Source organism: Campylobacter concisus (assembly GCF_050447445.1).
In the GTDB taxonomy this organism is placed as follows: Bacteria; Campylobacterota; Campylobacteria; order Campylobacterales; family Campylobacteraceae; genus Campylobacter_A; species Campylobacter_A concisus_BI.
On record NZ_JALMFW010000001.1, the window covers coordinates 278,327 to 302,725 of the forward strand.

A 24,399-nucleotide genomic window follows, 5' to 3' on the forward strand; every position below is an offset into this window, starting at 1 on the left:
GAGGAGAGATGTTTAAAAAGTCGCTAATGTTATTAGCCTGTCTAATGTCTTTTGGCTTTGCCGCAAACATGGATGCAAATAAATCTGATGCTTTAAACCTTAATGTTGTAAAAAACATTAAAGTTGCTCACAAAATGTCAGACTTATCAAAAAGCTGTGTTGAGTGCCACGCTAAAGAGACACCCGGCATAGTTGCCGATTGGAAAAATAGTCGCCACGCTCACGTTGGCGTAAGTTGTATGGATTGCCACTCTGTAAATGCAGATAATCCTATGGCTTCAGTTAAGGTGCATCCAAAAGATTCTAACAACCACGTATCAATGCTAGTTAGCCCAAAAACTTGTGCTAAGTGCCACGAGAATGAGGTTGAAGAATTTGTTAAGAGTGGTCACGCAAGAGGTGCTATGCAAATGTATGCTAACCCTGCGATGGTAAAACTAATGTATCACTATGAAGGTATGGATCATCCAGAATACAAAATGGCTCCAGACGCTACTGGTTGTACACAGTGCCACGGAACCGTCATCAAACTAGACGCTGATCACAAACCTACAAAAGAGACTTGGCCAAACTACGGTATAGGTAATGTTTATCCTGATGGTGGCGTAGGCGGATGTAAATCATGCCACAGCGCACACACATTTAGCATAGCTGAAGCTAGAAAACCAGCTGCTTGTGCATCTTGCCACCTTGGACCTGATCACCCAGATATTGAGATCTTTAACAACTCAATGCACGGACATATCTATAATAGCGAAGCTCACAAATGGAATTTTGATGCTGCTCCTGATACATGGGATGTACCAGACTTTAGAGCTCCAACTTGTGCAGCTTGCCACATGAGTGGTGTTGGTGAAACAACAACAACTCACAATGTTTCAAGAAGACTAAAATGGAACCTATGGGGCGTCAGCAGTAAGCTAAGAACAGCTGGTGATGAACAAGCTGCTGTTGTTTACGAAAAAACTGGCAAACTAACCATAGGAACGCCACTTGCAGGTCATCCAAATGGACCAGAAGCAGCAAGAGCTGAGATGAAGCTAGTTTGTAAAGCTTGCCATACATCAACTCATACAGATAACTTCTTCATTATGGGTGATAAGCAAGTAGAGCTTTATAACGTTTACAATGCTGAAGCAACTAAGATGCTTGAAGAGTTGAAAGCTAAAAACTTACTACTCGCAGACGCTTGGGAAGATGAATTCCAAGATGTTTACTATCATATGTGGCACCACGAAGGTCGCCGTATGAGACAAGGCGCTCTAATGGGTGGTCCTGACTATTCACATTGGCATGGAGTATTTGAAGTTAAGAACGACATTAGAAAACTTCGTGAGATCTATAAACAAAGAATTGAGACTGGTAAAGTTAAATAATTCTTTATAAGGTGGGTTTTCTCCCACCTTACTTTCTTAAATAACTATTAGATTTACTCAACTTAAATCATTTTTTATACGTTCAAAACTATACAATTTTTAAGACTAATAACATTAAAAGTAAGATATTAATTTTTATAGTACAAATTTAAAAATATAAAATATAATTTTTTATTTTTACAAGGATAATTTTTGGGACTTTTGAGAATTATTATTGGAGCATTCGTATTTAGTTTTCTTATAAATTTTTATTCGTATAATCGTTTCATAAAAAAGGTCTCATTTTTTATACCATATCTTGCTAAAATTAGAATATTTTTATATGTTATTTGTATCTTTGAGTTTATATTTGTTCTTCAGATCAGGTTTTCATTCCTAAGTATTGAGCTTTATTTGATCGCTGGTATGCTCATAGGTTTTTCACTATTTTTGTTTGCTGTTAGTCTATTTTACGATATTTTACGTAGTATTTTTTCTAAAAGTAATTTTAGTCCAACAAGACGAAAATTTATAAAATTTTGTTTTGATATTACATTTGTCATTTTTGTAATTGCTTGTTTTTTAAAAGGTATTTTCAATGCTTTAACACCACCAAAGATCAGACAAGTAGATATAAAAATAAAAAATTTACAAAGCACCATAAAAATAGCCATGATAACGGACGTGCATATAGGAGAATTTCTGCAGAAAGATTTTATGAAAAAACTCGTCAATGACATAAATTTGGCGAATCCTGACATCGTAGTGATAGTGGGTGACTTAGTTGATGTAAATGCTGCTTTTATAGGAGATTTTTTAGAGCCATTAAAAAGTCTTAAAAGCACTTATGGGACTTTCTATGTCCCCGGCAATCATGAGTATTATCATGGGATAGATGGTATTTTAGAAAAGATCAGTTCTCTTGGCATAGAAATTTTAGGTAATAAAAACAAAAAAATTGCGAGTATAAATCTAGCTGGCGTTTACGATTTGGCTGGCATTAGGTTTAAACATTTAGAGCCAAATTTAGATGAGGCATTGACAGGACGTGACCCATCGCTACCTACTATCTTGCTCTCTCATCAGCCAAAATTTATAAAATCAATGCAGCAAGACGTTGATCTGGTGCTTTGCGGCCATACGCACGCTGGTCAAATTTTCCCTTTTGGTCTTTTGGTTTTACTTGATCAGGGATTTTTACATGGGCTTTATAAGATTAATGATAGAATGCAAGCTTATGTTAGCAGTGGTGCTGGATTTTGGGGGCCTCCTGTTAGAATTTTTGCTCCAAGCGAGATTGCAATATTAAATTTAAGTAAGGAATAAAATGAATAAAGACAATCTGTTTTCTCAAATTTTTGGAAAGGTTGCAAGGATTAACTTTTACAAACCACTTCAAGAGGCCATAAATTCTTTTTACATAAAGCTGTTTAAGATAGATATGAGCGAGTTTAAGCCAGCGAATGAATATAAAAATTTAAATGAGCTTTTTACTAGAAGGCTCATAAAGCCAAGAGATTTTGATGCGGTAGATGAGATATTTATAAGCCCAGTTGATGGTACTTGTCTTAGTTTTGGTAGCACAAAGGAACTAAAGGCTTTTAGCATAAAAGGCATGGAGTATAGTGTAAGTGAACTATTGGGGCAGAGCAAGCTTGAGGGCGAATATGACTTTGCAAATATCTATCTTAGCCCAAAAGATTATCATCATTATCATGCGCCTTGCGATATTGCCATTAAAAAAGCCATATACATTCCGGGTAAGCTTTACAGCGTGGCTGCAAAATGGCTTGCAAAAGTAGACAGCCTTTATACAAAAAACGAACGCGTAGCGCTATCTTGTGAGATAAAAAATGGTAAGAAACTTTGGCTTGTTTTTGTAGGTGCGTTAAATGTCGGAAAGATGAAATTTTGTTTTGATGAGCGTATACAGACAAATGCTATGGCAAATTTTACACAAATTTACAAGTATGAAAATTTACATATCAAAAAGGGCGAGCGCCTTGGGAATTTTGAGCTTGGCTCAACTATTGTGATGCTTAGCGAAAAAGATGCGATCGAATATAATCTCTTTGAAAATAAAGAGCTTAAATTCGCTGAGACCATCGGGCTTATAAAATAAATGTGCTTGGCATATAAGTAAAATTTTTATACCTTACTTGGCTGGTGCCCTATTTGCTTAGATTTTGGTGGTTTTTCATATATTCATTATAATATGAGCTTAAAACAGTGTCATGTTTTTTATAGTCATAAACTCATAGTTTTCAAAATTTATTATAGGTATGAAAGTTTGTAAAATATAATGAGTGTATTATTTTATCTATCAAAATCTTACTCTTTTGCTTTAATGCGTCTTCATTAAACCATCAATCTCTGCAACTAAGCTATTATCCTTACTTATAAATATCACAAAGCCGAGATGGCATTTACATCATCACTTATATAGAGAAGCTTATGTATAAATAAAGATATTAATGAGACATGAGATAACTTAGTATATTTTTCAAAAGAATTTTTATTAACTATAATAAAGAAGTTTAAATTTGACTTATAGCTTAAGACTTAAATAAACTTTAGCTGTTTAGCCCAAAAGAGGGCTAAATTTAAACATTAAACCTAAAGTGCATAACATCGCCATCTTGCACGACGTAGTCTTTGCCCTCAAGTCTCATCTTGCCAGCCTCTTTGGCTCCGTTTTCGCCGCCATGTGCGATATAGTCGTCATAACTTATCACTTCAGCTCTGATAAAACCCCTCTCAAAGTCGTTGTGGATGACGCTTGCTGCTTTTGGCGCTTTCCAGCCATTTGTGATCGTCCAAGCCCTTACTTCCACGACGCCAGCGGTGAAATAGCTTATCAAATTTAGCTTTGCAAAAGACGTTTTGATGATCTTTTCAAGTCCGCTTTCGCTCGTGCCAAGAGAGGCTAAAAACTCGTGTGCCTCTTCATCGCTTAGTCCGATTAGCTCCTCTTCAACCTTGGCGCAAAGCTTGATCACCTCGTGGTCTGAGGCTTTTGCATACTCTTTTAGCGCTTTTACAAATTTATTATCTTCACTAAGCCCTTCTTCATCGACGTTCGCACCATAAACTACCTCTTTGGCACTTAAAAGTCTTAGTTCTCTATTTAACGCTAAAAATGCCTCGCTATCTCTTTGCTCAAAGCTGCTTGCACTTTTACCTTCATTTAGGTGAGCCAAAAGTAAATTTGCTATCTCAAGCGCTTCTTTTGCGCCTTTTGCGTTTGCTTTCGCCTCTCTTGTGAGCTTTTCTATCTTTTTGTTTAGCTGCTCGATGTCGGCTAGTATCAGTTCGGTTTGGATGATCTCGATGTCTCTTACTGGATCGACGCTACCCTCGACGTGGGTGATGTTTTCATCCTCAAAGCAGCGAACGATGTGTAAGATAAGCTCAGTTTCTCTGATATTTGATAAAAATTTATTGCCAAGCCCCTCGCCTGAGCTTGCACCCTTTACAAGACCTGCGATATCGACAAATTCGATGGTTGAATATTGAATTTTATTAGGACTAACTATCTTTGCAAGCTCATTTAGGCGTTTATCAGGCACTGGCACGATGGCTTTATTTGGCTCGATAGTGCAAAACGGATAGTTCGCACTCTCGGCATTTTGTGCCTTTGTAAGTGCGTTAAATGTCGTTGATTTACCCACATTTGGTAGGCCTACTATTCCAACTGAAAGTCCCATCAATTCTCCTTGTTAAGTGCTTGTAAAAAGTATAAATTCATCCTAACGCCCGCTCCACTCGCACCTGCTTGGTTGCATCCCCAAGCCTTTTCGCGGTATGCTGGACCTGCGATATCAAGGTGTAGCCACTTATCTTTATACTCATCTTTGATAAATTTAGCCAAAAACATGCCAGCTGTGATCGCACCGCCATATCTGCTTGAGGCGCAGTTGCTAACGTCTGCGATCTGACTTTTGATAAGCTCGCTAAGATAATGGTTAAAATCAAGCGTAGTCGCTAGCTCGCCGCTATCTTTTATCTTGTTTTTAAACTCGCTTTTTAGGCTCTCGCTGTTGCCCATGATACCTGTTGTGTATTCGCCAAGTCCCACGACGCAAGCGCCAGTTAAGGTTGCCATATCAATTAGGATGTCTGGCTTAAAGTCTTGTGCGTAGCTTAGGCAATCAGCCAAGACCAAACGCCCCTCTGCGTCGGTGTTTCTCACCTCTATGCTAACGCCACTTCTTGAAATAAGCACGTCATCAGGCTTATAAGCGTTGCCACCGATCATATTTTCAGTCGCACCCAAAATGGCGTGAATTTCAAATGGTAAATTTAGCTCCGCTGCACCTTTTATAATGCCAAGAGCTGCTGCTGCGCCGCTTTTGTCTGATTTCATAGTGAGCATATAATCAGCCGGTTTCAAGCTAAGTCCGCCGCTATCGTATGTTAGGCCTTTGCCAACAAAGATGATGCGTTTTTTAGATTTTTTAGGCTTATAGGTTAGGTGGATGAGCCTTGGTTTATGCACGCTTGCGCGATTTACCGCCAAAAATGCGTTCATATTCTCTTTTGCTAAAAATTTCTCGTCATAGACCTCGCACTTTATACTTGCGTGACTTTTGGCTAAATTTAAAGCGTCCTCGGCCATCTTTTGTGGTGTGTAAATTTCTGGGATTTCATTTACGATATCTTTTGTAAAATTTGTAGCATTTGCTATTACCTCTGCCTCTTTAAAGCCCTCACTCGCAGCTTTTAGATCGATCTTTTTGCCAGCAAATTCTTCAGTAGAAAAGATGATCTCTTTAAGGGTGTATTTCTCTTTTTTCTCTTTATATTTGTTAAATTCATAGCTCCCAAGCAAAAAGCCCTCAGCAAGTGCTTCAAAGCTTAGTTTTTGGCACTGCGCTACATATGAAGCTAGCTTTATGCTCTTGATGTTTAGCGACTTTAACGCGTTATAAGCTTTAGCGGCTGCAACTCTAAGCTCGTCAAGATCAAGCTTAGAAAGTGGCACGTAAGCTCTTTTTGCCTCGCTTAGGATGAGGACGCTTTCGCCCTTGTAATTGTTAAATTTAATAGCCTCTTTATCGCCTATAAATTTATGTTTTAACTCCTTATCTACTACGAAAATTAGTTCAATATCAGCTTTTATATCTTTTAATTTCTTATCAACTATTTGAAACTGCATGTCTTCTATCTCTCCTTTCGTTTAAAATTTTATTTTCGATGCGCTTAAATGCATAGATCAAAAGCCCCATAAATATGGCAACCACTGGGATAGCGACATACCAGTGCTCTTTTGCTTCTTGCAAAAGCACAAGTATATGCTCGCCAAGTATCCAAGCAGGTATGGTGGTGATCGCCGCCCAGCACCAAGCGCTGATTAAATTTATAAAGGCATATTTTTTAGCGTCATAACCAGTAAGTCCTATGCAAAGCGGGATGATGACACGAAAGCCATACATATAGCGTTGCAAAAAGATGATCGGCCAGCCGTATTTTTTCAGCATTATGTGCGCCACTGCAAATTTTCTCCGCTGCGTGTGAAGCCTTTTTGCGATGTATTTTTTATTATAACGGCCAAGATAGAAGTAAATTTGATCCCCCACAAAGCCTCCAAGTCCAGCCACAAAGATAGCAAGCGCGATGTGCATATGCGTGGTGTGAGCGAGGATACCAGCCATTATCAAGGCCATCTCGCCCTCCATGATACACCAGACAAAAAGTATGATGTAGCCGTACTCTTTAAGCAGTTCTATAAAAAACTCTTCCATTCTAAACCTCTAAAACGCTGTAAATTTTAGTAAGCGACTTTAGCTTTTCGCTACCTTTTAGATCGACTAGATCTATGAGAAAGCACGCCTCTACGCAGGTTGCGTTAGTTTGATTGATAAGCTCAACTGAAGCCTTTGCAGTACCTCCAGTGGCTATGAGATCGTCCATCAAAAGCACTCTAGCGCCCGCTTTTTCTCCAAAGGCGTCGATATGAATTTGCACTTCATCTACGCCGTATTCTAGGCTATATTTTTGAGAAAGCGTGATAAAAGGCAGTTTTTTTGGCTTGCGAATAGGCACAAAAGGTAGCCTTAGTCTTGCCGCAAGCGCCGCGCCAAAGATAAAGCCTCGTGACTCGATACCAGCGATATAGTCGATATTTGCATCCTCATATCTAGCCACCAAATGATCTATCAAAAAGTTAAATGCCTCTTTGTTGTTTAAAAGCGTTGTGATGTCGCGAAAAACGATGCCAGGCTTTGGAAAATCGTTTATACAACGAATAGAGTTTAGTAAAAATTCTTTGCCTTTTTGATCTAAAATTTTCATAATTTTCCTTAAATTTGATGTTATAGCAATGCTTCGATCTTGCCCTCAAGCTCACGAATGCGCTGTCTTAGCTTGTCATTTTCTAAGCGGTACTGAGAATTTCTAGTACGAAGAGAGGTGACGTCGTTTTTGGTTTTGTTTAGCTCATCTGTTAGGATATCGATATTTCCCAGGCTTCGTTGCAGTTGGATCTGAAATTTTCTTATTACAACTTCTGTATCTTGAAGATTGTTTTTCATAAAATCTTTTGTCGCACGCTCTTTTTTTAGAAGTGTCTTGAAGTAAAAAACCATGACGGTAAGGTAGATCGCAGCACAAACCAAAGCAGTAAAAACGATCCACTCGCCTATCATTTGCCTGCCTTAAGTTCTATCTTTTGCACACGTCTTTCGTGTCTGCCGCCTTCAAATTCGGTCTTTAAAAATGTCTCAAGTGCTGAGCTCGCAACGCCAGCTCCGATCACTCTTGCTCCAAAGGCGATGACGTTTGAGTCGTTGTGCTCTCTTGCAAGCCTTGCGGTAAATTCGTCATGGCAAAGGGCGCATCTTACATTTTCGTGCTTATTTGCAGCGATTGAAATACCAATACCGGTACCACAAATCAGCACGCCATAGCAGTTGGGCTCAAGCTTGCTGGCTAGTAAATGTGCATAATCGGGATAATCAACGCTATTTTTGTCATTAGTGCCAAGATCAATGACTTCGTGCCCAAGCCTTTTTATGACCTCTTTTAGCTCTGCTTTTAACTCTATACCAGCGTGGTCGCAAGCGATAAAAATTTTATCTATTTTCATGAAAAATCCATTAAATTTTTTGACGATTATAGTGAAATTTGCATTAAAATAAAATTTTGCTTGCAACCATAAAGAGGCTATAATTTCACAAAATTTTAAAGGAAAAGATATGAAAAAAGTACTATTTTTAATGGCTTTAACGCTAGCCTTTGCAAATGAAAATTTGATAAGTATCTATACAGACCAAACCATCGTCACTCAAAAATTTATCGATGCAAACAGCTATTTTAGTGTGCTAATACCTGAAGGTGCAGATGAAGAAAGGATCATGATAAATGCTGATTGCGACGTGAGTGCTACTTTAAAAGATGGTAAAAATGCAAATGATGAGAGAAGTATCAAGTGGCAGCAAGATCTTAAAAATTTAAGTAATAAGCTCGATGCACTAAGTGCAAGAGGTAGGTTTATAGAACACGCGTTGATTGACTCAAACAAAAGTAACGATGTGACAAAAAGAGCTGATGAGTTTTATAAGCTAAGCCTAGAAAATTATGAGAAAATTTCAGCCGTAAAGAGTGAGATAAAAAAGCTCGAGCAAAATAAGCCAGAGAGCAAAACAGCTGGATTTGCAGTACTTGATATGAAATTTGCTTGCGAACCAAAAGAGGTTAAAATTTCATATCCATACGGCGATGAAACTCAGATCTTAAATGAAATTTACGCTGATACAAAGGCAAAAAATATCTTAATAAATCAAAAAATTTTAGTCACAAATCCTTTTGCAAGCGATGTTAAAAACCTAAAGCTTACTATCTATCCGACCAGATATCAAAAGGCCCTTGCGCCAAGTAGCTTCTATCCTTGGTATGAAGAGAGCGAGATAGCCACTGAAAACTATGTTGCTTTAAGGGGTGAGTCAAGAGCAGCAAAGATGTCCGCTGAGGTCGCTGATATGCGTGTGCAAAGAGCCGAGACTGAGTTTGCTAAAATTTGGAAGATAGATGGGATAAATTTAGAAAAAGGCGAGAGTAAATATATAACCTACGATACTCAAAAAATAGATGCAAATTTTAGCGTTTTTGCTGATTTTTACGGCTCGCTAAAGGCTTATAACGTAGCTAGCTTTGAGCTAAACGACGATCTAGCGCCAGCTAGAACGCTATTTTACGTAGACGGTATAAATATCGGCAGCTCACATGAGTTTGAAATGAGGACAAAAGAAGAAGCTTCTCAGCTATTTTTGGGGCAAAATGAGCTAATTGAGCTTAAAAAAGAGAGGCTAAATAAATTCAAAAAAAGCTCACTCCTTGGTAAAGAGCGTATAAGTGAAGAGGGATATGAGATAAGTGTTAAAAACAACTCAAGCAAGAGTGTTGATCTGACTTTGGTTGAGCGTGTACCGGTTTCTACTGACGAGGCAGTAAAAGTCGAGATAAAAGGCTTTGATAAAAAAGATATCAGCAAAGAGGGCAGGGTGGAGCTCAAATTTAGCCTTGCACCAAAAGAGGAATTTAAAAAAGAGTACTCTTATAAAATTTCAAAACCAAAGAAATAGAGCAAGTTGTCTTGCTCTAAATTTAGCCATTTATAAAGGCTGTTGCGATTTGTATTATATATCTTGTTGGGTAGAAGATAGTCTCTTTTAAAGGTGAAATGAGAATGATGATAAGGATGATAAATCCATATCTTGATATACTATCTAGCTTATCAGCTAAGGCATGAAAGCCAAAATTTCTAAGAGCATATTCAACCGCATGAAAACCATCAAGTGGTGGGATCGGATAGAGGTTAAATACGGCCAAAATTAAATTTAAAAGCGCAAGTGTATACAAAAACTGAAGTAAAATTTCAAATGTTTCTATATTTAGCAATACTTTTAGCACAAAAAGCGTTGCAATGCCTAAAATAATATTATATAAAATACCAGCAAGACTTACGTAAATAGCCGCCTTATATCCACCATTTCGCACGACAGTATAAGTGTTTACTGGCACTGGCTTTGCCCAGCCAAACATCATACCAGTGCTTAAATAAAGCACCAAAGGAACTATTACGGTGCCCACTGGGTCGATATGTTTTATAGGATTTATGCTAAGCCTACCAAGATTTTTTGCAGTGTTATCGCCAAATTTATATGCAACATAGCCGTGAGCTATTTCGTGGCCTACAATGGCGATGACAAGTGCTATTACAATGCTGGCTATTCTAACTAGATCTATATTAGTGAAGTCCATCTACTTCGCCTTCTTTTAGAGCTTTGTTAGTAAAAAATTCATCATTTTCTATCGTATCTACAAAACGTCCGATACGCTCCCAGCGGACCTTATAATTATTATCCCAACTAAAATATATAAACCAAGGCTGTCCAACAACATCTTTATATGCCACACTTCCCCAAAAACGACTATCATTTGAATGGTCGCGGTTGTCACCTATCATAAAGTACTCATCTTTTGGCACTTTTACGTAAAATGCGTTAAAGCCAAAATTTGTATTTTGAGGTAGTGAGTTAATAACGGCTGGCTTCATAAAAACACTAGCTTTATTTGTATTTAGCATAAAGACCATTTGCTCAAACAAATTTACACTTTCGTCATAGTGGATGCCACTAAATTTATATGGCTCTTTGATGAAAAGCCTACCGTCAAGATCAACTATGTCACCGCATGAGTAGTTGAGATTGCTCTTCTTGTCTCTAGCGTTTTCACGGCAATTCGCCTTTATAAAATCATCTCCCTCTTTTGGACGCAAATACAAGGCTTTTTCGGTAAATACTATCTCGTCATCGCTTGTGGCAAAGCAGCGTTTTACAAAGTGGGTCTTTTCATCTTTTGGATAACGAAAGACGACTATATCTCCTCTTGCTGGGCCATCACCTGTTACAAGATGTCCATTATCGTTTAACTCAGGTAAAATTTTTACTTCAAGCCATGGAATCCTTGGTGTTGGTATGCCATAAACAAATTTTTTGGCAAATAAAAAATCACCAACTAAAAGCGTATTTTTCATCGATCCTGAAGGGATAACAAAGGCTTGAGCTACAAAAAAAATGACTAGTAAAACAATGATAATAGTGCCAGTCCAGCTCGAGCAAAAGTCATAAAATTTAGTAAAAAATTTTTTCATTATTACGCTCTTTTGTGGCTAGCTATCTTAGCTTGGGCTGCAAGGATTGTATTATTTAAAAGCATCGCAATCGTCATCGGACCCACGCCTCCTGGAACTGGTGTGATGTATGAGCATTTTGGCGCAACCTCGTCAAAGTCCACGTCGCCTACAAGCCTACCATCATCAAGTCTATTTATGCCCACATCAATGACCACTGCGCCATCTTTTACCATATCAGCCTTTAAGAAAAATGGCTTGCCAATGGCCGCGACGATGAGGTCAGCGTTTTTGCAAATTTCTTTTAAATTTTTAGTCTTGCTGTGAGTGATCGTAACGGTTGCTGAAGCGTTTAAAAGCAAGTTTGCCATAGGCTTTCCAACGATATTACTTCTACCTATAACAACCGCGTTTAGCCCAGCCACGTCAATGCCATACTCTTTTAAAATTTCCATAACTCCAAGCGGTGTGCAAGGCACAAATCCATCTAATCCACTAACAAGCTTGCCAACATTTACAGCGTGAAAACCATCTACGTCTTTTGCTGGATCTATCGTTGCCAAAATGGTGTTTGTATCTATATGTTTTGGAAGTGGTAGCTGCACTAAGATACCGTGGATACTATCGTCTAAATTTAGCACATTTATAAGTGCTAGAAGCTCTGCTTGGGTTGTATTTTCACTTAGGCGGTGAGCTACGCTTTTTATGCCGTATTCGTTGCAGGCTTTCTCTTTGGCTCTAACGTATGTTTGAGATGCTTTATCTTCGCCCACTAGGATAACAGCCAATGTAGGCTCTACGCCAAATTTTTTTAGTTCTTCGGCTCTTACTTTTACGCTTTCTTTGACCTTTAAAGATACGGCTTTACCGTCTAAAATTTTCATATTGGATCCTTATTTAAAAGCTTTTTTAATCACAAGGGTGGTATCATACCTAAAATTAAATTAAATTTTTAAAAGAGAGGTTTATGCGGTCTGTTTTTTTGATTTTGCTTTTTTGTGTGACGATTTTTGGTGCTGATTTTATCACAAAGACCGAGTACGCCAAGATGCTCTACCTAAATCCACGTGGCATAGGATGCGACAAATGTCACGGTGCAAAGGGCGAGGGTAGTCTGATATCCAAATACAAACATTTTGACAAAAAGACAAACAAAACGGTTGATGATGAGCTTAGAGCCCCAAAGATAAATGATATAGATTTTGAGAGCTTTAAAGCCGCTTTAACAAAGCCAAAAGGTGTCATGCCAAGTTATTTTTTGACAGATGAGGAGACAACCATCCTTTATGAGTACATCACAAACAAGATGAAAACTCCTGCAAAGGCGGCAAAAGCGCAAAATTTAACCAAGCCCGCAGTACCTGCTGCTGTACAAAAACAACCTGAACAGCCAGCCAAAGTTGCTCCTGCCACAAAGGCTACAGAGCCAGCTAAGCAAGCGCCAGCTACAAAGCCGGCTGAGCCAGCAAAAGCTGCCACACAAGTGGCAAAAACACCAGCAAGTTCAAAAGATAATCAAAAAGCAAATTTAAAAACACAAAATCAAAAGGATAAAAAATGACAAATAAAGAGGCATTTAGCGAAGCTAAAAAATATATCCCAGGTGGCGTAAACTCACCTGTTCGTGCATTTGGAAGTGTGGGTGGCGAGCCTGTGATGATAGATCACGCAAAGGGTGCTTATCTATACGACGTCGAGGGTAAAAAGTATCTAGACTTCATCCAAAGTTGGGGACCGCTCATCTTTGGTCACTGCGACAAAGATATCGAAGAGGCGATCACATCTGCGGTCAAGCAAGGAGTTTCATACGGTGCCCCATCGCCAAAAGAGACAGCTCTAGCAAAGCTAATATGTGATGAGTTTAAGCAAATAGATAAAATTCGCTTCGTTAGCTCTGGCACAGAGGCTACCATGAGCGCGATCAGAGTAGCTAGAGGATACGCCAAAAAAGATGGTCTAATAAAATTTGAAGGCTGCTATCACGGACACAGCGATGCACTTCTTATCAAAGCAGGAAGTGGCGCTACAACATACGGTAACGCTTCAAGCGGCGGCGTGCCACAAGATGTTGTAAAAAACACATTTTTAGCTATCTACAACGACATCGAGAGCGTAAAAGCTATTTTTGAGAACAACAAAGACAAAATAGGCGTCGTCATAATCGAGCCAATCGCAGGAAATATGGGGCTTGTGCCAGCTGATAAGAAATTTTTACGTGAGCTTAGAGAGCTTTGCGATAAATTTGGCGCTGTGCTCATTCTTGATGAGGTTATGAGCGGCTTTAGGGCTTCTCGCCTCGGCTCATATCCATTTCACGAGGTGGACGCTGATCTTATAACATTTGGTAAGGTTATAGGCGGAGGCATGAACGTTGCTGCATTTGGGGGTAAAGCTGAGATAATGGACTGCTTAAGTCCAGAGGGTGCTGTATATCAAGCAGGCACGCTAAGTGGCAACCCAGTGGCGATGAGTGCTGGTATAGCGGCTATTTCTAAGATAAATAGCGACGTAAATTTATACGCCAGACTCGAAAAGCTTGCTATAAAACTAATGGACGGCTTTAAAGAGGCTGCAAAGAGTGCTGGTATCACCATCCAAACTGATGTTCGTGGCTCGATGTTTGGCTACTTTTTTACAAATCACGTTGTGAAAAACTACGACGATGCGCTAAAGAGCGACACAAAACTCTTTGCTAAATTTCATCAAGCAATGCTTAGGCGTGGAATTTATCTAGCGCCAAGTCAGTTTGAGACAGGATTTGTCTGCGATGCGATGAGTGAAGCGGATATCGATCTAGCGGTAAGCGCAGCCAAAGAGGCATTTTTGGAGATAAAAGCCTAATGGCAAAATTTAAGATAAAAGATATCGTAGCGGGTGCTGAGCAGCTAAGTCTTGGCGTTTCAATCGTAGTTGCGATCTTGCTTGGCACCGGACTTGGGTATTTTGTAAAAAAGGCTACAAATTTTACGCCAGCTCTTTGGATAGGCTTTGCTATTGGCATCGCAGCTGCTATTTTAAACGTCTATAAAGCTTACAAAGCGCAGATAAAAAGCTTGGATGAGCTAAAAGATGAAAGCAGATACAAAGGCTACACAAAAGACGATGATTAGTAGGCTTTTGATTTGCTATTTTGTGCTTTGGCTGGCTCTTAGCGCGGTTGGCAAATTTATATCAAATCAATTTTTTATAAGCTCGCAAATTTCATTTTTTGCCTCGCTTATCATCTTAACGGCTAGCTTTTTTGCCTATAAAAACCGCATAAATTCTCGGCTAGAAAATGCAAGAGATGAAATTTTAGCTAAGATAGAAGAAGAGGACGATGAAGATGATGAAAATTTGGTGCAAAATGAGACAAAAGAATTTAGCCTAAAAGAAGAAAAAGTAAGGCTAAAAAAGCAGAGATTTTCATTTAAAGATAAGAGTTTCGTAGCAGCCTTTATGCCTTATCGCTTGGTCGCTTATGCGATACTTTTTTTTGGATTTATTTTTTTAAAAAATGAAAATTTACTAAATGTGTCTGGTTTTTTAGTTGGGCTTGCTCCGATGCCTATTGGTGCATTTATTTTTGGGCTTATGGAGAATAAATTTAATACCGCAAAGGACACTGATGGCAAGTAGCTTTAGGATCATCCGCTCGATGGGACCGCTATTTTTGGGCATGAGTTTGCTTTTTATCGGAAATGGCCTAGTCATCGCATCTTGTAGTGCACTGCTTAAGCAAAATGGAGTGGGTGAGCTAGAGATTGGATTAATCAATACAGGCTTTTTTGTGGGTGCGTTAATTAGCACCATTACAGCTCACAGAGTCATCTCAACTACTGGACACATCAGAGCATTTGCCATCTTTTCAGCCATTTTTGCAGTCTCAGCTATGCTTCATGCGGTAAATCAAAATTTAGTATTCTGGGCGATCTTGCGTGCATTTTTGGGATATTGCTATTACGCGCTTTTAATGGTTATAGAAAGCTGGCTAAATGCAAAAATTCCAAATAAGATAAGATCTCGTGTGATAGCTTTTTATGAAGGCGTTTTTTACACCAGTTTTGGGCTAGGTATTTTGATCTTGGCTCTTGATCTTAGTGTATTTGAAATTTTTATAATAAGTGCAGCCTTTATCATGCTCTCAAGTATTCCGCTAAATTTAATCCGTATAAATCAGCCTCAAATCCCAGAGCGTCAGCCCATAAATATCCCAAAAATTTTTGGCATAGTCCCACTAGCTCTTGTGGGGGCTCTCATTGCTGGCTTAGCGATAAATGGCTTTTTCTCGATGGCAAGCCTCTTTATCATGCTTCAAGGATACGGCGCAAAGGAAGCATCGTTTTTTATGACTGTTGCCATGATTGGGGGCTTTTTGGCTCAGATTTTCATCGGAAGTTTTTCTGATAAATATGGAAGAAGACCAGCCTTGATATTATGCAGTAGCGTGGCTTTGGTGAGTGCGGTTTTATTTTTATTAAATGGCAACAACCTAAGCATTCAATACATTCTTTCATTTTTCTTTGGCGGTGGTATTTTTTGCACATATGGACTCTCTCTTGCTAGGGCAAACGACGAGATCACAGATAAGGCAAAGAGCGTTCAAGTAGCACGTGCACTGCTTTTTAGCTACTCTTTTGCCTCACTTTTCTCGCCACTTCTTATGAGCTATGCGATGAAAATTTTTGGCTCGTTTGGTTTTATTTATGTTTATTTGGTGCTTTATACGTTGCTTATCTTGTTTGCTATGACTCAAAAAACAATACCACAATACATGAGAAAAGAATTTAATGACAAGCTTGTAGCAAGAACGGCTGGCATCGCTACTATTCAGCAAAATAGTAATTTTGCCGATAGAAAAAATAAAAAGTAAAAAATGAACGTAGCAAATTCTTTAAACATATCAAACACCTCTGTCCAAACAGGGCAAAATGCTGCTACTAGCACCTCCGTTCGTAAAAATGAGGGCTCTCTTTTTAAGGGTCAGCCAGCTGGGGCTCCGAGCGAACAGACCCTCTCAAATGCTCTTGATAATGTTGGAAAACTCGTTGCAAGAGTACTTGATGATTTAAAAAGTGCTTCAAGCCTAAGCAAAGCTGAACAAATTTTATCTCAGGCAAAAGATACGAAAATCGCTCCAAATTTAGCCAGCGAGCTATCGGACCTTGCAAAAAGCTTAGAGGCTGAAGCAGCGCAAAATGAAAGCCCTGAGATAAAGAGCCTTGCACTAAAGCTAAAAGAATTTCTAAAACCAATAGCTGATTTAAAAGCTGGCTCACTAAATGATCAGATCAAAAACTCAGGCGTAATGCTTGAAGCAAATTTAAAAGATGCACTTAGTCCAGAGAAGCTTCCAAGCTCAGTTCAGAAGCTACTAAGCGATATAAAAAATCTCTCAAGTGGGAATTTGCTAAATCAAATTTTAACCCTAAATGATGAAAAATTAGACAATCAAAATTCTTTTTCAAAACTTGCTTCTATACTTGAAAAAGCGAGCAATGACGCAAAAAACATACTTGATAACTCAAACATAAAAACCCTTTTAAAAGATGTTGATAAGCTTGATAGTGTGGTTAAATTTTTAGATAAAAATTTTTCAAAAGATCAAAATGGCGAGCTAGTAAAAAATCAAATAGGCAAAATGCAAAATTTCATCTCAAATTTAAGTGAAAAGGTCGCAAGCCTAGCAAATGAAAAGCTAAATCAAAATTTTGGTTTTAGCCAAAATCACAAAGAGCTAAAAACTATCCTTGATAGCATAAAAAACGATCTAAAAACGCTAAATAATATAGGCGATGAAGCAGGGCTTGTAAAAGCGTTTAATGAGATGAGTGATGTCTCAAAGGATGGCAGCTTACAAGATAAGCTCCAAAGTGCGGCGAGACGTCTTGCTCATAGCCTAAGTCTTGCTGATGCTAAGGCAAGTTTGGCTAAAAATGAGCTAAGTGAGAGCAAGGCGCTTTTAAAGCAGTTAAATCTCGCCACAAACGATATAAATAACATTACGACTAAAAATAGCAGCGAAATTTCAAAAGTGCTAAGCCAAGATATAAAAAGTACGCTTTTAAATATCAGTGAAAAGAGTCAAAACCCGCAAAGCGTAAATGCTGCAAACAAGATGATTTCGCAGATCGAGATGCATCAAATGATATCAAGCCTTCAAGGCGGGATTCAAACTTATATGCCTTATATTTGGGATGGCGTTGAGGGTGGAAATATCGCATTTAAGCAAGGCAAAAAGGATAAATTTTACGCTCAGATCGATCTAAATTTTAAAAAATTTGGACAGATAAATGTGATGGTTGGACTTATTGATAAAAGATACATTGATCTTTCGGTAGCTACGCAAACAAATGAGTTTAAGGAGCTAATCCTCTCAAACTCTAGCGAATTAAAACAAGCAATATCAAAGCTTGGGCTTATAGTTTCAAACTTTAATATCAAGACTTTATCAAAAGTAAAGCTAAATGATAGATTTAAAAAATTTGGCGGCCTTGATGTGGGCTTTGATAAGAAAATTTAATGCAAGTAAATAAGAAAAAAGCAGTAGCTCTTGGCTACAACAGATCTAAAGATAATGCTCCAAGAGTGCTGGCTAGTGGCGCTGGAGAGATAGCAAATAGAATAATTGATCTTGCAAAAGAGCATGATATACCGATCAAAGAGGACCCTGACCTTATTGAAATTTTAAGCAAGGTTGAAGTTGATCAAGAAATTCCACCGAATTTATATAAAGCTGTTGCTGAAATTTTTAGCTTTTTATATAAGATCACAAAGAAATAATCTATAAATTTGCTTAAAAATTAGCAAGGCATATAAAGAGTGGCAGGGATATTGACGATATACAAAAAGTGGCGTAAGCTAAATATTAAATTAAAATTTTAAAGGCTATTTGTGGCACAAAAATTAATATTAATAGGGGCGTCTACTGGCGGGCCTGGGCATTTAAAAAAGTTACTAAAAAACGTAAAACTAAATGGAGCTATCATCGTGATAGCCCAGCACATGAATAAAATGTTTATAAACTCTTTTGCTATGCAAATCGGAAAAGAGTGTGGCTTGGATGTTGAAATTTTAAATGAGAGGAAAATTTTAAAAGAAAATACCGTATATGTTTGCGAGCAAAATGTAGTGGTATCACCAAATTTACCGATCAGTGCAAAGCCAAATACAGAAGAAAAGACTATATATACGCCAAATGTTGATGTGCTGTTTAAATCTGGAGTCGGAATTTGTAAGAGTGCAAATGTCCTAGCTATCTTACTAACTGGCATCGGAGACGATGGTGCATCTGGGCTTGATAAGCTTTATAAGGCTGGAGCAAAATGTATAGCTGAAAATGAAGAGAGTGCGATAGTTTATGGTATGCCAAAACGTGCAAAAGAGCTAAATCAAAGCTTAAAATCATTAAATCTAACTATGATAAAAAAAGAGCTGGAGGATTTTTTAAATGCTATTAACTAATGACGCAAAAGATACAAAAACAATGCAAACAAATACTTCACAAGATATGGATAGTTTTAATGAATTTATGAATGTTATCAAAACTCTTTGCGGAGTTGATCTGGAGCCAAAAAGAGATATTACATTGCAGCGAATTACCATTTTTATTAGAGATCGCCAGATAAAAAGCTTTAAAGATCTTGTTTCGATGATAAGATATAACACAAGCTTACGACAAGATATTTTAAATCTAGTAACTGTAAATGAGACTTATTTTTATAGAGAGTTGCCTCAACTTAAAGATGTGATCTATTACGCAAAGGAGCTTGGAGGAGCTAGAATTTTATGTGCTCCTTGCTCTACTGGAGATGAGTCATATTCGCTTGCAATGCTTGCTTATGAGATGGGATTTAAACAGCATGAAATTTCAATCGTAGGTATAGATATAAACTCAGAAGCCATAGCAAGCTGTCAAAATGGTATTTTTAGTGAGAGGAGCTTGCATAGATTAAGCGATTTTCAAAAAGAGAGATTTTTTACAAAAGTCGATGATAAATTTAAGATAAAAAAAGAAATTTTACCAAGGTGCGAGTTTAAAATTTTAAATGTTTTTGATGATGCTATTTTTAATCTAGGAAAATTTGATATCGTGCTTTCAAGAAATATGATGATCTATTTTGATGATGATTTTAGATTAAAATGTGTTGAGAGACTTCATAAGTTGCTTAAGCCAGATGGTAGGCTTTACGCTGGGCACGCTGATCTTGTGCCTTACACTCCAGCTTATGAAAAGCGCTTTTCAAATGGAACTACCTACTATCTAAAAAAATAAAAATTTGCCAAGTCGCCTTTTAACTTGGGCGACTTAATTTAAAATCAATCACCTTATTTTGTAGTTTTTTAATACTATGTGATAGTAAAAAGCCCCTATAAAAAAGAGACTTCCCATAAAACTTGCAATCATCTCAACACTAAGTCCAATATCATAAAGCAGACCAATGATAAATGAAATGAGAGCGCTAAAGCCAAGAAAAACCATATCGTTATATGCAATCACTCGGCCATAAAATTCTTTTTTGCAGTTTTGCTGAAGCATCGTATAGGTGTAGCTCCAAAGACTTGATGTGCAAAATCCAGCGAAGATAATGCCAATAAGCGATAGATAAAAATTCCAAAGCGATAAAGCCCAAATAATAATACCAAGGCCTTGACCGATATATACGAAAATAAGCGTATTTTTATTTATAAATTTACTAAGTATAGCTGGAGCAAACATGAGTGAAATGGATCTTGAAGTATTTAATAGTCCTATAACTAGCGATGTTGAGAGTAAATTTGCATATTTGTAATCAGCCAAAAGTGCGATCAATGCATCATAAGCGGTAATGCCAACAAAGGCGTGTAAAAATATAAGATGCACGATGAGTCTATTTTCTTTTAAATACACAAGGCCATTTTTTAGCATTTTTAGTGGTTTTTCTATAAATTCTGGCTTTAGACCTTGCAAATTTAAAAAATATAAAAATCCAAAGCTAAGAATGTATAGTATGCCATCAAGTAAAAATGCGCTTTTAATACCAAAAAAGTGTATATAAACTCCCGCTAGCCCCATGCCAGCAGTGTATGAGACTGCCCAGATGATAGAGTGGATCTCATTTGCGAGTTTGAGATTTTCTTTGCTTAAAATTTTTGGCAGTACGCTCATCTCTACTTGAAAATACATTCCGCCAGTGCCATTTCTAATAAAAATGATAAGTAAAAGTAACCATAAAAAATCAAGTGAGTCTATAAAAAGAAGCATGAAAACGCTTATCGTCTCAACTGCCATCATGATGACAAGCATTGGTTTTGGGCTAAATTTATCAACTAAAATTCCACTAAATGGAGCTATGACAACACCTGGGATAAATGCCATCGCTGCACTTAGCGTAATCGCCCAAACAGGAGCGTCAAGCTTGATAAGAAGTGTAAAAATACCTGTGTGCGAAAACCATACGCCAAAATAGCATATAAGCTGAATGATGCTTAAGAGGCGAAAATTTTTCTCTTCTTTTAAGAGTTTAAGATATCCTTTCAACTTATTGATTCCACATTAGCGTTATTTGCTCTATCTTTGTTTCATCTGGGATATCGTTTAGGCTTGTTATATCTTTGGCAAGTGGATTTTTTAGTGTGATTAGCATATCGTGGCTATCTATTTTTAGATAGATATTGTTTTTGTCACTACTAAATTTAGAGATAACAAGAGAATTTTTTATATCTTTGAAATTTGATTTAAGGCTGATATTTTCTGGAGTTTTAAACTCGTTTGAGTAAATTTCAATGCTTGTGATAATGCCATTTAGCAAGGTATATTCAAAAATTCTTTCATTTTTACTTGTTACGATGTAGCTGCTTTCTTTTTTTGTATTATCCCGTTTTATGTTTTTTGAGCCATAAATTTTTATCACATCTCTATTTGCTGATTCGTTTGTCAGCTCTGCAAAAAAGCCTTTGCCAAAGAGATTTTTTTGATCTTTATCTTTTTTATATCGTCCGCTTATGTGAGCATTTTTACAAATTTTATCGTTTGCCACTAGAAAAATTGCATTATTTATTCTGTGTATGCTTAGGGCGATGCCTTTTTCATCTAAAAGGTAAAAAATTCCTTTGTCGTAAAGTAGCTCTGAACTAAACTCGCAAAGCGGCGAGCCATTTTTTAATGATGAATAAAAACTTATTTTCGCACCATTTTTACTTGACACGATTACGATATCTAAAAAGTTATCTTTGTTTTTAAATTTATAAAATTTAGCAAAAAAACTATCTTTGTAAGCTTTATTTACCGGTTCAAAATTATAAATTTGAGCTAGCACGCCAACTCGCTTATTTTTCTTGTCATCAAGCTGAAGAATGGAATTTTTATTTGGCGCAAAGTAGCTAAGATTGCCATTTTCATCTTTTAAAATGATAGCACTATCATCAACATCAAATGTGCCATTTTTTTCAACCAAGCTTGCTTCTTTATCCATAGTAAGCATTGTTTTTGTGTAGGTTTTATCTTTATTTAGCGTAATGATAGTTTTTATGCCCTCACAGTTTGGGCAAGGCAAAATAGTGTGAAAACTACTATAAATTGAGTTTGGAAGCATTAGCTTTTCTGGCTTTTTGGGTGTATTTGCCTGAACTAGCGGTTTATCTTCTTTTGCTGTATTTTGTGTGTTTTGTTTTGGCTCTAAATTTTCATTTTTTGCGCAGCCAAGGATGAAAAATGAGATAAGTATGGCAAAAAGATATTTCATTTGCAACTCCTTAAAAATTGCAAAATTATATCATTTTGCCTTTAAAATTTATTTTACGCGTTTAAAGATGTATTTATCTTTTAGCTCGCCAGTGACCTCTTTTTGATCCATATCTAGCATTTTTAGGTTCTCGCCTTCTATTTTATAAAAGCTCTTTTCTTTATACTCATCAATTGTTGTTATCACACCATTTTCGATTGAGTATTTGCCTTTGCTAACGGCTTTGTAGTTGTCTTTTGACTTATAGTCCATCACGCTTTCAAATGTACCATCTTTTTTTAATGTTAGGCGTGAGTCAATACCCATGCAGCTAGCGCAAGGTAAAAATGCTTTATAAGTGCCCTCGATACTGTTAATTGGAGCTTCGCAGCTACTTTTTACTTCACATTTGCCTTGTGGGACGTTTGCGTTTTGGCTAGATGAGGCACAACCTGCCAAAAGTAGAGCCGCACTTAGTGCAAATATAAAATTTTTCATGCTAATCCTTTTTGAAAATAAAATTTAAAATGTATTATAATACTTAAGAAAATAACAAATTATAAATTAAAGGAGTAAAAATGCAAATCGAAGCATTTGGCGTTTTAGTCGTAGTTCTGGTTATCTTTGCGTTCTTGTTTTTAAAGGCTGGCATCAAGATCGTCTCACAAGCTGATAATCTGCTCATCGAGCGACTTGGTAAATTTCACAAAGTGCTTGATGGCGGATTTCACATAATCATCCCATTTGCCGATCAAATAAGAGCGATAATCACCGTAAAAGAGCAGCTTGTAGACATCACAAAACAGCAAGTCATCACAAAAGATAATGTAAACATAAGCGTCGATGGTATTGTCTTTTTAAAGGTATTTGACGCAAAAATGGCAGTTTATAATGTAGATAACTATAAGCGTGCCATTGCAAATTTAGCCATGACAACGCTTCGTGGCGAGATAGGCGCAATGAATCTTGACGACACGCTAAGCTCACGTGACCGCCTAAACGCCGCACTTCAAGTGGCTCTTGGCGACGCTGCTGGCAACTGGGGCGTAAAGATCATGCGCGTAGAAATTTCTGAAATTTCTGTCCCACTTGGCATAGAAGAGGCGATGAATATGCAGATGAAAGCTGAGCGTGAAAAGCGTGCGATCGAGCTAAAAGCCTTGGCTGAAAAAGAGGCACTAATACGCAATGCCGAAGCGTTAAAACAAGAAAAAGTGCTTCAAGCAGAGGCTATAGAGCGTATGGCTGATGCGAAAAAATACGAGCAAATAGCCATTGCAACGGCTCAAAAAGAGGCTATGGATATGATAAATGATAGTATGAGCAAAAACGCAAATGCGGCTGAATTTTTGCTCGCACGCGATAGAGTTGGGGCATTTAGCGAGCTAGCTAAAAACAGCTCAAAAGATAAAATTTTAGTCCCTTACGAGGCGACTGAGCTTATTGGTTCACTTAGTGTTTTGAAAAATTTCCTAGCTAAGGATAAGGCGTGATTAGCCCTTTTATAATGATAGCAATCGGTGTGGTTTTGTGCATCACCGAGTTTATCTTTTTTTCATTTTATTTGCTATTTTTTGGTATAGCTTTTATCGTAGTTGGAGCTATAAATTTTGGTTTTAGTTTTGCTTGGAGCTATCAAATTTTAATTACAGCAGCGATTGCGATCGTGCTCCTTGTGCTCTTAAAAGCGCCGTTAAAGAGTAAATTTATGGCTAAAAAAGAGAGCTTTAACGAAGAGTTTTTAGATGAAGCTGGCGTTGGTGAGATTAGAGAAAATATGGTCTATTTTAAAGGCACTCTTTGGAAGTATGACGGAGCGTTAAAAAATGGCGAGAAAGTGCAGGTTTTAGGCACTAAAGGCGACAAAGTTATATTAAAATAAAGTGCCGTTTGGCACTTTATCTATTTTGCGTGGGCTGGGCAACCTGTTGGCATTTGCCCATGCATCGCCCCTTGCATGCCGTGATGAGGGCAGCTTGGCATATTTTCTTGCATCATTTTTTGATGATGAGCACATCCGCAACTTGCACCTTGTGGCTCAGCTGGCTTTGGCTCGTTTTTAGCACAACCAACTAAAAATAATCCGCAGATAACGGCAAATATCACCTTTTTCATAACTCTCTCCTTTAAAGAATTTCTCACATTTTAGCCTTTAAAAATTAATTTTTCATAACGCCTGATTTATCATATTTAAAAGCATTTTTGGCTAAACTCTCGCCCAAAAATAAGC

At 37.5% G+C, this 24,399-nt stretch carries 28 protein-coding genes; 15 read left to right on the top strand and 13 right to left on the bottom strand.

The window, feature by feature from the left end:
* Positions 1 to 8: 8 nt before the first annotated feature.
* From MTT30_RS01460 to MTT30_RS01470, 3 genes are all read left to right on the top strand, one after another.
* Positions 9 to 1,376: a multiheme c-type cytochrome gene (locus MTT30_RS01460; RefSeq protein ID WP_084040848.1), complete on the top strand. Its 1,368-nt coding sequence runs from the start codon at positions 9 to 11 to the stop codon at positions 1,374 to 1,376.
* A gap of 192 nt (positions 1,377 to 1,568) precedes the next feature.
* Positions 1,569 to 2,681 (top strand): metallophosphoesterase, encoded by a 1,113-nt coding sequence (locus MTT30_RS01465; RefSeq protein ID WP_429800739.1) that lies wholly within the window; start codon positions 1,569 to 1,571, stop codon positions 2,679 to 2,681.
* A 1-nt stretch (position 2,682) separates the two neighbouring features.
* Positions 2,683 to 3,477: a phosphatidylserine decarboxylase gene (locus tag MTT30_RS01470; protein ID WP_429800740.1), complete on the top strand. Its 795-nt coding sequence runs from the start codon at positions 2,683 to 2,685 to the stop codon at positions 3,475 to 3,477.
* 481 nt (positions 3,478 to 3,958) lie between these two features.
* Here MTT30_RS01470 and ychF read toward each other — a convergent pair whose 3' ends face one another.
* The 6 genes from ychF to rpiB are packed head-to-tail and all read right to left on the bottom strand — an operon-like array spanning position 3,959 to position 8,442.
* Complete coding sequence (gene ychF / locus MTT30_RS01475) at positions 3,959 to 5,062, bottom strand: redox-regulated ATPase YchF (protein WP_429800741.1); 1,104 nt, start codon at positions 5,060 to 5,062, stop codon at positions 3,959 to 3,961.
* A complete protein-coding gene (locus MTT30_RS01480) occupies positions 5,062 to 6,513 on the bottom strand; it encodes a leucyl aminopeptidase (RefSeq protein ID WP_429800742.1) in 1,452 nt (483 codons plus the stop codon). The genes ychF and MTT30_RS01480 overlap by 1 nt, the downstream gene beginning before the upstream one ends.
* Positions 6,494 to 7,099: a DedA family protein gene (locus tag MTT30_RS01485; protein ID WP_054196332.1), complete on the bottom strand. Its 606-nt coding sequence runs from the start codon at positions 7,097 to 7,099 to the stop codon at positions 6,494 to 6,496. The genes MTT30_RS01480 and MTT30_RS01485 overlap by 20 nt, the downstream gene beginning before the upstream one ends.
* Position 7,100: 1 nt before the next feature.
* Positions 7,101 to 7,649 carry an adenine phosphoribosyltransferase gene (gene apt / locus MTT30_RS01490; protein ID WP_002939787.1) on the bottom strand — a complete coding sequence of 183 codons (549 nt, stop codon included), beginning with the start codon at positions 7,647 to 7,649 and terminating at the stop codon, positions 7,101 to 7,103.
* Positions 7,650 to 7,669: 20 nt separating this feature from the next.
* Positions 7,670 to 8,002 carry a hypothetical protein gene (locus MTT30_RS01495; RefSeq protein ID WP_002939538.1) on the bottom strand — a complete coding sequence of 111 codons (333 nt, stop codon included), beginning with the start codon at positions 8,000 to 8,002 and terminating at the stop codon, positions 7,670 to 7,672.
* A complete protein-coding gene (gene rpiB, locus MTT30_RS01500) occupies positions 7,999 to 8,442 on the bottom strand; it encodes a ribose 5-phosphate isomerase B (protein ID WP_429800743.1) in 444 nt (147 codons plus the stop codon). The genes MTT30_RS01495 and rpiB overlap by 4 nt, the downstream gene beginning before the upstream one ends.
* A 109-nt stretch (positions 8,443 to 8,551) precedes the next feature.
* On the opposite strand from rpiB, the gene MTT30_RS01505 reads away from it, so the two are divergent.
* Positions 8,552 to 9,937, top strand: coding sequence for a DUF4139 domain-containing protein (locus MTT30_RS01505; protein ID WP_429800744.1), 1,386 nt, complete (start codon positions 8,552 to 8,554; stop codon positions 9,935 to 9,937).
* A 22-nt stretch (positions 9,938 to 9,959) separates the two neighbouring features.
* Here MTT30_RS01505 and MTT30_RS01510 read toward each other — a convergent pair whose 3' ends face one another.
* Genes MTT30_RS01510 through folD form a run of 3 tightly spaced genes read right to left on the bottom strand, consistent with a single transcriptional unit; the run spans position 9,960 to position 12,371 of the window.
* On the bottom strand, positions 9,960 to 10,616 hold the full coding sequence (locus MTT30_RS01510) for a site-2 protease family protein (protein WP_429800745.1): 657 nt from the start codon (positions 10,614 to 10,616) through the stop codon (positions 9,960 to 9,962).
* Positions 10,603 to 11,508 carry a signal peptidase I gene (gene lepB, locus MTT30_RS01515; RefSeq protein WP_429800746.1) on the bottom strand — a complete coding sequence of 302 codons (906 nt, stop codon included), beginning with the start codon at positions 11,506 to 11,508 and terminating at the stop codon, positions 10,603 to 10,605. Before lepB ends, MTT30_RS01510 begins: the two co-directional genes overlap by 14 nt.
* A gap of 2 nt (positions 11,509 to 11,510) precedes the next feature.
* Positions 11,511 to 12,371 carry a bifunctional methylenetetrahydrofolate dehydrogenase/methenyltetrahydrofolate cyclohydrolase FolD gene (folD, locus tag MTT30_RS01520; protein ID WP_429800747.1) on the bottom strand — a complete coding sequence of 287 codons (861 nt, stop codon included), beginning with the start codon at positions 12,369 to 12,371 and terminating at the stop codon, positions 11,511 to 11,513.
* Positions 12,372 to 12,454: 83 nt separating this feature from the next.
* On the opposite strand from folD, the gene MTT30_RS01525 reads away from it, so the two are divergent.
* From MTT30_RS01525 to MTT30_RS01565, 9 genes are all read left to right on the top strand, one after another.
* Positions 12,455 to 13,048, top strand: coding sequence for a c-type cytochrome (locus tag MTT30_RS01525; protein WP_429800748.1), 594 nt, complete (start codon positions 12,455 to 12,457; stop codon positions 13,046 to 13,048).
* A complete protein-coding gene (gene hemL, locus MTT30_RS01530) occupies positions 13,045 to 14,328 on the top strand; it encodes a glutamate-1-semialdehyde 2,1-aminomutase (RefSeq protein WP_429800749.1) in 1,284 nt (427 codons plus the stop codon). The genes MTT30_RS01525 and hemL overlap by 4 nt, the downstream gene beginning before the upstream one ends.
* A complete protein-coding gene (locus MTT30_RS01535) occupies positions 14,328 to 14,597 on the top strand; it encodes an AtpZ/AtpI family protein (RefSeq protein WP_429800750.1) in 270 nt (89 codons plus the stop codon). Before hemL ends, MTT30_RS01535 begins: the two co-directional genes overlap by 1 nt.
* The gene (locus tag MTT30_RS01540) at positions 14,557 to 15,105 is read left to right on the top strand and encodes a hypothetical protein (RefSeq protein ID WP_429800751.1); all 549 of its coding nucleotides are present in this window, start codon (positions 14,557 to 14,559) and stop codon (positions 15,103 to 15,105) included. Before MTT30_RS01535 ends, MTT30_RS01540 begins: the two co-directional genes overlap by 41 nt.
* Positions 15,095 to 16,339, top strand: coding sequence for an MFS transporter (locus MTT30_RS01545; RefSeq protein ID WP_429800752.1), 1,245 nt, complete (start codon positions 15,095 to 15,097; stop codon positions 16,337 to 16,339). Before MTT30_RS01540 ends, MTT30_RS01545 begins: the two co-directional genes overlap by 11 nt.
* 3 nt (positions 16,340 to 16,342) lie before the next feature.
* Positions 16,343 to 17,989, top strand: a complete 1,647-nt coding sequence (locus MTT30_RS01550; protein ID WP_429800753.1) for a flagellar hook-length control protein FliK — start codon at positions 16,343 to 16,345, stop codon at positions 17,987 to 17,989.
* Complete coding sequence (locus MTT30_RS01555) at positions 17,989 to 18,249, top strand: FlhB-like flagellar biosynthesis protein (RefSeq protein ID WP_021090972.1); 261 nt, start codon at positions 17,989 to 17,991, stop codon at positions 18,247 to 18,249. The genes MTT30_RS01550 and MTT30_RS01555 overlap by 1 nt, the downstream gene beginning before the upstream one ends.
* A gap of 111 nt (positions 18,250 to 18,360) precedes the next feature.
* On the top strand, positions 18,361 to 18,930 hold the full coding sequence (locus tag MTT30_RS01560) for a CheB methylesterase domain-containing protein (protein WP_021090732.1): 570 nt from the start codon (positions 18,361 to 18,363) through the stop codon (positions 18,928 to 18,930).
* The gene (locus MTT30_RS01565; RefSeq protein ID WP_103624056.1) at positions 18,917 to 19,741 is read left to right on the top strand and encodes a CheR family methyltransferase; all 825 of its coding nucleotides are present in this window, start codon (positions 18,917 to 18,919) and stop codon (positions 19,739 to 19,741) included. The genes MTT30_RS01560 and MTT30_RS01565 overlap by 14 nt, the downstream gene beginning before the upstream one ends.
* Before the next feature lie 48 nt (positions 19,742 to 19,789).
* On the opposite strand, the gene MTT30_RS01570 is transcribed toward MTT30_RS01565, so the two are convergent.
* The 3 genes from MTT30_RS01570 to MTT30_RS01580 are packed head-to-tail and all read right to left on the bottom strand — an operon-like array spanning position 19,790 to position 22,667.
* On the bottom strand, positions 19,790 to 20,986 hold the full coding sequence (locus MTT30_RS01570) for an MFS transporter (protein ID WP_429800754.1): 1,197 nt from the start codon (positions 20,984 to 20,986) through the stop codon (positions 19,790 to 19,792).
* A 1-nt stretch (position 20,987) separates the two neighbouring features.
* Entirely contained in the window at positions 20,988 to 22,190 is a 1,203-nt protein-coding gene (locus MTT30_RS01575; protein WP_429800755.1) for a copper resistance protein NlpE N-terminal domain-containing protein, read from the bottom strand.
* Positions 22,191 to 22,238: 48 nt separating this feature from the next.
* Complete coding sequence (locus tag MTT30_RS01580; protein ID WP_429800756.1) at positions 22,239 to 22,667, bottom strand: copper resistance protein NlpE; 429 nt, start codon at positions 22,665 to 22,667, stop codon at positions 22,239 to 22,241.
* 80 nt (positions 22,668 to 22,747) lie between these two features.
* Here MTT30_RS01580 and MTT30_RS01585 point away from each other — a divergent pair, with 80 nt between their 5' ends.
* Together MTT30_RS01585 and MTT30_RS01590 are read left to right on the top strand one after the other, a co-directional pair.
* Positions 22,748 to 23,662, top strand: a complete 915-nt coding sequence (locus MTT30_RS01585; RefSeq protein WP_429800757.1) for an SPFH domain-containing protein — start codon at positions 22,748 to 22,750, stop codon at positions 23,660 to 23,662.
* On the top strand, positions 23,659 to 24,051 hold the full coding sequence (locus tag MTT30_RS01590) for an NfeD family protein (protein WP_429800758.1): 393 nt from the start codon (positions 23,659 to 23,661) through the stop codon (positions 24,049 to 24,051). Before MTT30_RS01585 ends, MTT30_RS01590 begins: the two co-directional genes overlap by 4 nt.
* A gap of 20 nt (positions 24,052 to 24,071) precedes the next feature.
* Here the strand turns inward: MTT30_RS01590 and MTT30_RS01595 are convergent, their stop codons facing one another.
* Entirely contained in the window at positions 24,072 to 24,284 is a 213-nt protein-coding gene (locus MTT30_RS01595; protein WP_429800759.1) for a hypothetical protein, read from the bottom strand.
* Between the last annotated feature and the right edge of the window lie 115 nt (positions 24,285 to 24,399).